This is a genomic window from Gilliamella sp. B3892 (genome assembly GCF_026536305.1).
GTDB lineage: Bacteria > Pseudomonadota > Gammaproteobacteria > Enterobacterales > Orbaceae > Gilliamella.
Map to the genome: position 1 here is coordinate 1 of NZ_JAFNOK010000019.1, position 11,226 is coordinate 11,226.

Below are 11,226 nucleotides of genomic sequence, written 5' to 3' on the forward strand. Positions count from 1 at the left end.
GTCTTGAATAAGTGCTTAGCTGCACTGTTTTTTGCTCTAATGGATAATCATTCATTATCACTCCTGTTTTTTAGATAATAAAAAAACCCGCCTAAGCGGGTTGTTGATAATTTTGGGTATTAATTTTAAAAAAAGATACTACTCTTCTTGGACTATATCTAATTCAGCCTGCCCCCCAAATCGTTCAATAACTTTTTGTTCATACTCTTTTTTATTTTTGGAGGATTCAGCCATTTCTAGAACTCGACCAAGTTGCATTCTTAATGCTCGAGTCCCAACATCATTCAAAAATTGGAATAGTTTATCTTTTCTGTCACCACCCTTTGATTTTGTTATTCTCAATAATTCTAGAATTTTACCGTTGCTTTTTGCAAGTGGTGTATAAATGTGATTTATTGTTAAAGTTTTAAACTCCCAAGGCCAACCTCTTGAAGGAATGGTTAAATTGTAAATCCTAGCCCATTCTACATATAACTCAACAGGAAATTCTTTTTCATACTTTTTAGCTTCTTCAACAACAAATCTCTTGAATGCCTGAACAAATTGTTCTTTAGTTGAGTCGAAACCAGCTAGTTTATAAACTAATTCTTGTATTCCTGATTTTGCTGATGCGGATAATAATACTTTAGCTTGATCGGCCACATGTTTTTGATTAACTTTTAATTCACCGTTTCTTTCAGCGCTTAAAATTGCCTCACAAACATCAATTAAAATTGTAACATCATATCCATATACAATGACTTCCGGACCTGAACTTTTAGTTGTAGAGCTTTGAAAAACAATAGGATTTTTAATTTTTTTCTCAAGCTCAGGACCAATATATTTACCAATAGTTGCACCACTAGTGAATCGAATAAAAGCTGTTCCTCCACCACCAGCTAAACCAAGCGCTTCCGCCATACCTCTTTGACTGATAACAGCTGTACTGATTTCGTTATCAAGAACATAACAATCAACATCAATGCCAAAATCTTCTTTAAAATTTCCTCTACGAATTGCTTTTAAAGGTTTTTTACCCCATCTAGCAATCGCAGCTTTTTTAGCAATTTGCTTACGTTGCTCTGGCGTTAGTTTTTGACTCCTTGCCAAACCACCAGCAGACTTACCCGTTACTTTGTTGTTTTCTTTTGTATCTTCTTTATTTAATTTATTATTCATGCAAGCATCTCGTTATTAAACATGCTTGCATAATAAACTATATAAATAAAAATGCAAGCATAATTAAATAAAAAATGCTTGCATACAAATCTATATAACAATTTAGAATTAACTATTTTTTATAACTGGCAAAACTCTATGCCAATTATCAATAATATTTTTAGGCTGAATATTTTCTAAACCACCTACTCGGCGGTAAACCTTAGGGGAATAACTCCAGCCTTTCTTTGTTATTTCTAAACCACCTACTCGGCGGTAAACTAGATTATATCAAATATAACACATTGTAATAACTAAAAATTAACCAATTTTCCAATAATAACCCTTTTTTATTACATGAAAATTAATTGATAATAATCAATATATTAAAAAAGGGTCTAAAAAAAGGGTTAAACATGTCTAATAACTGGCAAAACATTGTTCCATTTATCGATAATATTTTTGGCTTCAATATGCGCTGTTTCTCTATTAATGATTATTCTAGCATCATTTAAAGTCCGCTTATATTCACAAGCCATTGAATAGAAAGCCCCTCTAAAACCTGAATCAATCACTCTCAATGCAGGCTCTATTAATTCTATTTGATATCGCATTCTTTCAGCGGCTTTATATAACCATGCTAAATCATACCAATCTTCATCAGATAATCCGCTTCGAGAGTGCACACCACCTAACCACTTAATCGCCTCATCAAATTTACTAGCAGGCAAATCTTGATAGCGAGGGATTTTGAATTGCTCATAAAGCTTGGTATAAATCGCTTGATGCCTTTCACCTGTTCTAAATGAACGTTCATTTACCGCTTGCTTGATTTGCTGTTGTTGTTCTGAATTGATAGTTAGCGAATATGAGCCAGTTTTGCGAATTGTGGGTAATAAATCCTCCATAACCCACTCTTCAAACTTTATAGCTTTTGCTTGTTTGCTTTTTATGATTAACCTAAATAAATTTGGCTCATTAATATAAATCATTTCTTGATTACCGCCTTTTGTAGGGGTGTACCATTTTGTTACACCCTTTTCTTTGCAATGTAATTCAATTGCTCGACGAGGATTTTTATATTCAAGAATTGAACAAACATCATTAGCTAAAAACCATAATTGGTTATTAATTTCAGATGTTCTTACTGGTGAGTTATCAAAAATAAATGTTGATAAATTGATAGATGATTGATTTGTCATAGCTATATCCTTGTTGATTTTTATTATTAACCCTATTTTGAGTAGGGCGATCAGGAGCTCAAAACTGCAACAAGTCAGCGGACGTATTCCCCCGAGGGTGTTTTATTAGTCGCACTCCCGATCATAAAATCTGGATATAAAAAAGCCGCATTTCTATCGGGCGCGGTTTCCGCTTGTCGCTTGGTGTTTTGAGCACCTTTTTAGAATATATATTAATTTAACAAATAAAGTCAACTAATATTAATTTATTGCTATGTTAATTTAACGGTTGATAGTATTGATTTATTTATGGAAATAAAATAGTATCAATTTACTGGAAACTAATTAGGAAATAATTTATGAAAAAACTATTATTTACAGCTATATTTTTGGGCGTTTTTGCTTTAACCGGATGTACTACCTCAAAACAAGAAACTTATTATACCTTAACTCAAGAAGAAATTGACAATTCACATCCTGAAAAGTTGCCAGTTAATTATAAATCACTAATACGCAATTTTTTTGCTACCTCACTAAAAGATCCTGATTCAGCAAAATTTGTTTTTTATAAACCAGTAAGAGCATATAGTGCATCAACAAAAACTGTCTTTTGGATGGTTCAGGTCGATGTAAACGCTAAAAATTCTTATGGCGGATATACTGGTTATAAACCTTTTATATTTGCAAGAAAAACTGATGGTGGAATTATGGAAATAACACCTCTTTTTTCTATGACTAAAGTTATTGTGGTCGATAGATTTGTACAAGATAAATAAATTAAGCCCGTTTTAGGGCTTTCTTTATTTGGTATTGATTTACATGAATCAACTTTTGACTGCAATTCATCACCAGTAAAAACAAAAAACAGAAACATCAATATATAAAATAAGATCTTTTTCATACCATCTTCTTAAATTTTAAGTAATGGTATGAAATTTATTATTTAATATCAATTACAATTTAGATTGAATATTAGTCGAACTTGACATAGCTCGCCAGACTTCTCCCGTATGACTACTAATATCATTAGCAACTTCTTGCTTTGCTTGTTTGATTGCGGTTCTGATAATTCTATTTTCATTGTCAATAGAGGGTTCGCTAACCTCAACACCACTTGCATAGTTTTCTACAATAAAATTCCATTGTATATTTTGATTCTGACCTTGATTAGATGTAATTTGTCGATTACTCAATACTCGTCCATTTTCGCCTGGTATTAAGTATTGCCTCCCACCCTGCATAAGGATTTCAGGTTTATTATCCTCACCCACACGATACATTGAACCTGCATATGTTGGACCACCATTTTTACGCGCTCCAGCAATTGGTATTGCCGACATTAAACCTATTGCCGTGCCATATGCAGTAGCACCCGTCGTTGCCGCTGCTCCGTATGAAGCAATTGACGCAAGCATTGCTGCAGGTTTATAGGCTGCTGCTAATGCAATTGCCTCTGTTGTTTGGGTGGCTGTAGTTGCTGCTGATGTTGTTTTAGCTACAATAGCGTTTTTAACGTATTGCATACCCATTTGAACCAACGACCCGATCGCTTCGTTCAGAATCACGTTAGCAAAGTTCTGCATTGCTTGTGTTGCTGTCATTGTTCCTGACATTAGACCTGAAATTGTACTTGTTGCACTGCTCGCCAGTCCTTCGAGTGAAGAAGCAAGAAACTCGTTAGCATCATTTTGATTGCGCCATATTTCCCATTGAGCATTGATGCGGTTTTGTTCATACTGACGATTAGCTGCCTCACGAAGCGCAATGGCGTTTTCTTCTGTCAGTAATTTCTGATTTTCGAATTCTTGAATCAAAGCGAGTTTTCTATCATTCTCATTTTTAAGGGCTTGTACTGGGTCAACTTGTGCTACAGCGTCGTCAACTTTAGATACAACAGCTTCTGACTGAATTTTAGCCATGTTTATTTGATGCTGTTGCTCTAATTGCTCAAGTTTAGAGTTATAATCGGCTTGCTTAATTTCGCCAAGTTTGTGTAGTTTATCGAGCAACTCTTTTGATTTTTTAAACGAATCCTGTTCAACATCAATTGGGCTTTTTAATGAACCAAGTTCTTTATAAGCTTGTGCGGTTTCGATTAACTCTTTTAGTTTTGCTGTTTGCTCGGCTGTAACTTTACTACCCATTTTTTGAGTAATGGCAAGTAATTCAGCTTCAACAGTCATACCCTTAGCTTCGAGTTTAGCAACTTCTAGCTTATCGCTAAGTTCTTTAACTTCTTCGGCGTAGGATTTTGTTGTGCCTTTTTTACTACTTGCTTTTATCTTGTCGTTTTCTGCTGATAATGATTTTAAAAGCATTACTAACGGCTGTAATGCAGCGGCTTGATTTTTAGTGAGCTTAGTAAATTCTGTTTGACCCAGCGCAAGTAATTTCAAGTCTTCTCTATATTCATTAGCACTATCACCGAGAGCGGAATAAAGACCATCTAAAATAAATGCCGCTTCACTATTGTCTTCTGCTTTTAACGTCGCAACATCAAGCTCTTTTGACAAACTTGCTACTTTTTTATCAATATTATCTTTAGATGCTTTATCCCAGCTTTCTGTTAGTTTTTTACCTGATTTTGTGGCTTTATCTGTTGATTCTTTTAATCGTTTTGTTGCTAGATTTAATTCATCTTCAGTGTTTTTTAAATTTTCTCGTTTTTTATCTATTTGAGCGTAAAGCTGATCTAATTTATTTAGGATTTCCTCCATTGTTCCAAATTGCTTAGCTGCTAATAAATTATTACCATCTACCCCCCAAAGCGAAGGGTTTTGTTGAACTTTTAGGGCATATTTAAGTAACCTTGCTTTTTCCTCTAGATCGGAAATTTCTTTATTAAAAGACTTAGCCTCACCTTTTAAATCTGCAATTTTTCCTTTTAGCTGAACACTATTTAGTCCTTTTAAAGACTCTTTAATCTGATCAATCGATTTTGCATAATTTCGCAATTCTGGTACCGCATCTTTTGATTTAGATGTAAGAGACGCTATTCCACCAGCAACTAATAATAACATGCCCGCTGGTCCCCCCAACAGAGCCATTGCAGAACGTAAACCATTAGCAGCAAAAGAGGTTGCTTTTATTGCTGTATTTAATCGTGCTTGCGCTGCTGTTTCATTGTTTACTGCTGCGGTTAAGGCTTCCGTATTAGCTTTTAACTGTTTTCTAATTGAGTTTCTAGTTGTTTCTGTTTGCGCCAACTTTAGTTGTGAAGTTAATGACTGCTGAACCGCTCTTAAGTGAGCAACTTCAGCTTTAGCTTGTTGTAACGCTGCTTGTGCTGCTGCTTTTTCAGCTTGAGCTAGTTTTATATCATTAATAACTTTTTCAGCACTCTGCTTAGTAGCACTAGCTAATGATGTAATATATTTACCCGCATAAACGGCAGCTAAAGCACCAACGCCCGTCATTAGTATATCGACATGCTGAGACATTAAAATTAACGAATCTACGAGTAATTTAGTCGCACCAGTTGAGTTATTTAATTCACCAAGATATTTTTTAAGATTATTCGTAACACGGTTGATACCGTCAGTTACAGTATTTCGCATGTTATCGGCAAGTGCATCTAGTTCAACATTAGAGTCTATCAGCGCATCAGTAAATGTTTGTATAGATAATTTGCCGTCACTAGCTAATTGTTTAACATATTGTTCAGTAATCTTCTCAGCATCAGCAGTTGATTTAGCATTTTTCTTTAGATAATTAGTCAATGTTCCTAAAACACTTGGCATATTACTAAATACCGTCATTGCCTCAACCCCAGCGAGCTTACCTCTCATTTGGGCTTTAGTGAGTGCATTTATAGCTGATTCAGCACCTATTGCACTAGTTTTATTGATTGTAAATAAGTCTGACATTGAGCCAATATAAGATATTGTGCTTTGTGTGCTATAACCCAGCTCACCCATAGAGTTAGAAAGACGGATATACAGCTCGGCCGACTCTTCGATAGTACGACCGTTACGGTCAGAAGTTGCCAAAAGCTGGTCTAGAATGTCTTTAGTTTGTGACGCAGTTGCGCCAGTATTTTGAATACGATCTTCTAACTCATTCCAGCTTTGAGCGTAGGCGATAACTGTACTTGATACTAGCGCAGCAGATACAGCCTTAGCAATATTTGTCAATTTACCGAGAGAATTACCAGCACTTTGAGCGGAAGATTCAAGCTTTTCAAGACCTTTAGAAGCTTTAGAACCACTGTTATTTAATTCTTTCATTTCCTGCATGATTTTTCTAGAATTTTCCAGTAACTCTTTCATTTCAAGCGAAACGGTGTAAGTGATATTCCCTTCTGTATATTGAGCCATTTGTTTTCTCCAGACATAAAAAAAGCCCGCAATTGCGAGCTTTAGGTTTTCAATAAATAAATTAGTATTATTCTGTTAAATCTTCAAAATCATCACTTACTTTTCTAAACCGCTTATGCAGCGTTAAATCCCGTGACGGTAACTTTACCCGTTGCGCAAACTTTCTAAACCACTTATGCAGCGGTGAACTAGATTATATCAAACATAACGCATTGTTATAACTAAAAATTAACCAATTTACCAAAAATAACCCTTTTTTATTATGTTAAAATTAATTATTAATAATCAATGCGTTAAAAAGGATTAAACTAATGTTTTCTTTGCATTACAAATATCCAGCTCACTGCGAACAAAATTCATTGATAAACCCAAGTTAACTTGTATCTTATTTAGCGCTGTTGAAAAATTGTAGTGTAAATGCGGACTATTTTTATTGAGAAAATCAGCAAAACAATCATTATATAAATCAACTACTCTGTAATAATATTCCTGAATTGTTGCTATATAATTGTATTGTCGTTTTAAATTATCGATATTAACTACCTTATAATCCCTCATTGTTATACCGCCTAACCACTTAATCGCCTCGTCAAATTTACTAGCTGGTAAATCTTGATAACGAGGAATTTTGAATTGCTGATGAAACTTTGAATAAACCGCTTGATGCCTTTCACCTGTTCTATAAACCCTTTCATTGACAGCTTGTTGGATTGCTTGTTGTTGTTCGAGTGAAATTGTATTAGGGTGTTGTTGTGCTACTTTGGGCATAAAGTGACTATAAAGAACATCAAAACATTCAAGCTGATATTGTTCTAATGTAGCTCTAATTTCTGGTTTCACCCGACTAGTTTCAATACCAAAAAGCCAACCGTTGATCATTGAAATTGGTAAGCAAACGTACTCTTGTAAACCTTGTTTTGAAGGTGTGGTCATGATGACCATACCTACTCTTAACACTTGATGGCGCTTGATTCTTTTAAGTTGAGCAGCCCAATCCAAACCAATATTTTCACAAACTGGTTTCATTGCTACGTACGGTTTATTTTGGTGATTAAGAACAATTAATTGTTGATTGTGAAACTGAATTGTTTCTAATTTTGTTATTGACATATCTACATCCTCGTTGATTTTATTATTATCCCCCATGTTGATTGAGGGAGGTCGGGTGCTTCAACACTGCAACGAGACAGCCTGCATTATTCCCTTTCGGTATTGTATTATGCACGCCACCCGACCATAAAATTTGGACGTAAAAAAACCGCTAATCTATCGGGTGCGGAAGTCCGCTCGTTGTTTAGGTGTGTTGAGCACCTTCTTAAAATATACAATCAAATAACTAGACCAGTCAATGGTTATTTTATTCTAGTGCAGATTCTTTCTCTTTTTGTCTTGAATTTATCTATACTATCTTTATCGAATGTACAATCAAAAAATGTTTCTTCTGTCCAACTAAATTTGTTGTTTGCTTTCTTCACCAGATCTCTTTTTATTGAGTAATTGCAATTATCTGTTTTCCCTTCCAAGTTTAAATTACTGTAAACTTTATTTAAATCAAGTTCAAACGCATTCTTATCAGCCATTTTTGACATTAAAACATCATCAACAATTTTATAAGATTGTTTAAATTGCTCACTACTTTTTAAAGAATAATCATTATATTCTTTGAATTTTGAATCGTATTTGCTTTCATATTTTTCATTATTACAATCCCAATCACCGACGAGATACTCTTTAGTAACCTTATCATCACCACAGCCAGTTAAAATAAGACTAACTAGGCTGATTAATATAATTCTTTTCATACATTCCTCATAAATAACTTTAGTCAATAGTTGGAAATTTATGAAATTAGCATAATAAAAAACTCCCTAAGCGGGTTTGTTAATTTATTTTTGCTTATCATCACTATCCCAATATAGAGAACACAGCGGTACTATATAATCCATTTTGATATAATTAAATTTAAATTGACCATAAAGCATTTTTATCGCACCTGGTTTCATTGAAATAATTTTTAATGAAGTATAAGGTTCAATTTTTCCTTTTCCAGTTACATAGAAAACACCCTCTTTAATGGAAAAAGTATTTTCTTCTACACCATCAAAATATATTTTTTTGGTTCCCCAATCACATTTAAAAGAATACAAAATAGATTTATTCTTATCATTATACATGACATTTGCAATTCCACCTTTTAATGGAGTCATTGCCCAAATACCTTGAACTCCGTTTTCTAATTCTTCATCAGTTAGATTTTGAGTATCAGCAAAAACAAAAAACGGAAACATCAATATACAAAACAAAATCTTTTTCATACCATTCTCCTTATTTTTTCGTTAATGGTATGTTATTTAGGTGATTGGAGCAATAAAAACCATCATTCAGCTGCTTTAGCAAGTCTTTCTCGACGTCGTTTTTCATAATCCGCTAAGGTTTTGTCGTATTCTTCTCTTGTGAAGCCATCTTTATCAGGATATTTGTTTGCCATTAACATGATGTATTCGGTCATTGTTAGTTTTTTTGCATCATCTAATGATAATCCAAGATGGATTCTCGCATTGTTGATGTAGTCAGTAATTTTAAATTCAGATGAATAGGTTTTGTTTTCGTTGCGTTGAGATATTCTAATCTTTGCTTTTCCTGCTACACCATAATCAAGTAAATTTCTTGCTATTATTAATATTTTTTGCGGTTGAAGTAGCCCCTTTTTCTTCTTATCGCCAATAAGAGCTGAAATATCTTCGGAACAACAGCAGGTTAATACTTGTTTAGATACTTCTAACTGTGCAAATAGCTTTTCTTCAATATACTTAAATAAATACTCCGACGACTCTTTGAGCCGTGTTATCGCTTCATAGGCTTGATTAGAAAGCAGAACAGCATAGGCATTAACTATCTCATGTGGCTCACCAAGTTTTGATAAGTTTTCAAATGAGGGAGTGAAGACATAATCAATTTTCTTTGTGCTCAATGACCCATTTTTTTTGATTGAAATTACTATTTCGCCTATATCTGTTCTAATCATATTTAGCCTTGTTATTTGGTTGGTTGAGTTGCAGGAACTTTACCTGTAATTTTCACTGATTTAGATGAAGCCACTTTAAATTCAAGTGAAGCTGATACAATATCGTTTGACCCTCCACTCCAACTCAGTGATGTTAAATTCATGTAGGCGACAAAAGTATTTTCACCATACATTAATCGAACCCATAAACTAGGTTGACGTCTATTGGCTAACTCAGTGGTAAAATAACGCTCTAATTTGAAGAAGCCATACTGATCTAACTTGTCATTAATTCTGACTTCGCCCTCAAATGATAAGGCAATATCAGCATTGGTGACGATAGCTTCAACAAAACCGCCCTGATCATCTGCATCACTAGTCACCGTATTTGGACTGTAATCAAGTCCTTTAGATGTGCCAGCCATTAAAGCTTTCCAATCGGCTTCCTTTGGTGCTTTGTCTGGGCATCCGTCACAAACTTCAAGAACTACAGCAGCGCCAAATAATTGATTATTTTGTTCTGTACATTCTGCCATTTTTAACTCCTATAAAATAAAAAAGCCTACACGAAGCAGGCTGTAAATTGTTTTTAATTGCTAACCTAATTTGCAGGAAACTAAAATCCTGTAAACTAATCTATCGTCATCTGTCATTACTGGTGCAGGTATTGCGCCGACAACTTGAATAAGACCTGTATTATCTGTGTAAGGATTGTTTTTGATGTAATCAGCTATTGCTGAGACGTGATTATCAATAGATTCAATATCATTAACTGCGCCGACAAGATCGACTAACGTGTAATACTCATTACCTAAATTAGCTTTCAGTATTGACCCGCCATTAGGTCTAAATACAATGAATTTACTATTTTTATTTTTTGTATCTCGCCACTTTAAATATTGAACAGTAAATCCCTCAGTTAACCTTGCATTTTGAAGGTAATCAGCCACTCGAATATACATTTTCATATATGCAACTCTTTTCTCATCACCATGTCAATTGTCTCTTTCTCATCTTCAAAACCTTTATACAAGAACTCTTTTTTGGCTCTGGCTAATCTGAACTTCATCGGGCGATTAGGGTCATGAACATATGCTGCATAATTAGCCGTATAACCAACTCTACCAATCAAACGACTACCGTTAAAAACCACTTCACGATATTGACTATTGATTAAATTAGAGGTATCACCAACTGGCGTGTATGTTGCTGCTCGTCCTCCACCAAGTATTAATGCCGAATGAATAGCTCTTACCGCTCTGCGACTTTGAACATCTCCAACAATTTTATTTAATTGGTTAATACATTCATTAATGCCAGTTACTTTGACCTTAACCGTCATGTCACTCTCCCGTTACTAATGCGTAATCATCAGCTATCCGTTCAAATGTATCCGCATATCGAATAATATGCTTAATTTCATCAGCACCAGTCTTGACTGGGTCTAACTCTGATGACTCTCCAATCAAGATAAAATCACCCTCATTAGCTAAAGCGTATTCAGTCCAAAACGTGTTTTTGATAACAAATCCACTGCCGATATCGCCAGTTTTCAACGCTGAATCAAGCCCATAATCGCAATAAATTA

11 protein-coding genes and 1 pseudogene are annotated in these 11,226 nt (G+C 34.5%); 1 reads left to right on the plus strand and 11 read right to left on the minus strand.

Going from position 1 to position 11,226, the window contains the following annotated elements; genetic code table 11:
- Nucleotides 1–138: 138 nt before the first annotated feature.
- Both J3U74_RS12075 and J3U74_RS12080 read right to left on the minus strand, forming a co-directional pair.
- A complete protein-coding gene (locus J3U74_RS12075) occupies nucleotides 139–1,158 on the minus strand; it encodes a P63C domain-containing protein (RefSeq protein ID WP_267328892.1) in 1,020 nt (339 codons plus the stop codon).
- A 389-nt stretch (nucleotides 1,159–1,547) separates the two neighbouring features.
- Nucleotides 1,548–2,339 (minus strand): BRO family protein, encoded by a 792-nt coding sequence (locus tag J3U74_RS12080; protein ID WP_267328942.1) that lies wholly within the window; start codon nucleotides 2,337–2,339, stop codon nucleotides 1,548–1,550.
- Nucleotides 2,340–2,677: 338 nt separating this feature from the next.
- Between J3U74_RS12080 and J3U74_RS12085 the strand changes: the two genes are divergently transcribed.
- Nucleotides 2,678–3,094 (plus strand): hypothetical protein, encoded by a 417-nt coding sequence (locus J3U74_RS12085; RefSeq protein ID WP_267328941.1) that lies wholly within the window; start codon nucleotides 2,678–2,680, stop codon nucleotides 3,092–3,094.
- A 177-nt stretch (nucleotides 3,095–3,271) separates the two neighbouring features.
- On the opposite strand, the gene J3U74_RS12090 is transcribed toward J3U74_RS12085, so the two are convergent.
- From J3U74_RS12090 to J3U74_RS12130, 9 genes and pseudogenes are all read right to left on the minus strand, one after another.
- Nucleotides 3,272–6,634, minus strand: a complete 3,363-nt coding sequence (locus J3U74_RS12090; protein ID WP_267338067.1) for a tape measure protein — start codon at nucleotides 6,632–6,634, stop codon at nucleotides 3,272–3,274.
- Nucleotides 6,635–6,937: 303 nt separating this feature from the next.
- Complete coding sequence (locus J3U74_RS12095) at nucleotides 6,938–7,744, minus strand: phage antirepressor N-terminal domain-containing protein (RefSeq protein ID WP_267328928.1); 807 nt, start codon at nucleotides 7,742–7,744, stop codon at nucleotides 6,938–6,940.
- A gap of 242 nt (nucleotides 7,745–7,986) precedes the next feature.
- Nucleotides 7,987–8,436 (minus strand): hypothetical protein, encoded by a 450-nt coding sequence (locus J3U74_RS12100; protein WP_267328929.1) that lies wholly within the window; start codon nucleotides 8,434–8,436, stop codon nucleotides 7,987–7,989.
- An 84-nt stretch (nucleotides 8,437–8,520) separates the two neighbouring features.
- Nucleotides 8,521–8,949 carry a hypothetical protein gene (locus tag J3U74_RS12105; RefSeq protein WP_267328930.1) on the minus strand — a complete coding sequence of 143 codons (429 nt, stop codon included), beginning with the start codon at nucleotides 8,947–8,949 and terminating at the stop codon, nucleotides 8,521–8,523.
- Between the two features lie 62 nt (nucleotides 8,950–9,011).
- On the minus strand, nucleotides 9,012–9,659 hold the full coding sequence (locus J3U74_RS12110; protein ID WP_267338066.1) for a DUF6246 family protein: 648 nt from the start codon (nucleotides 9,657–9,659) through the stop codon (nucleotides 9,012–9,014).
- An 11-nt stretch (nucleotides 9,660–9,670) separates the two neighbouring features.
- Nucleotides 9,671–10,174, minus strand: coding sequence for a hypothetical protein (locus J3U74_RS12115; protein ID WP_267338064.1), 504 nt, complete (start codon nucleotides 10,172–10,174; stop codon nucleotides 9,671–9,673).
- Between the two features lie 60 nt (nucleotides 10,175–10,234).
- Nucleotides 10,235–10,606, minus strand: a complete 372-nt coding sequence (locus tag J3U74_RS12120) for a hypothetical protein (protein WP_267338063.1) — start codon at nucleotides 10,604–10,606, stop codon at nucleotides 10,235–10,237.
- Entirely contained in the window at nucleotides 10,603–10,980 is a 378-nt protein-coding gene (locus tag J3U74_RS12125; protein WP_267328474.1) for a hypothetical protein, read from the minus strand. The genes J3U74_RS12120 and J3U74_RS12125 overlap by 4 nt, the downstream gene beginning before the upstream one ends.
- A gap of 1 nt (nucleotide 10,981) precedes the next feature.
- Nucleotides 10,982–11,226: pseudogene (locus J3U74_RS12130) on the minus strand (hypothetical protein); the annotation flags it as partial.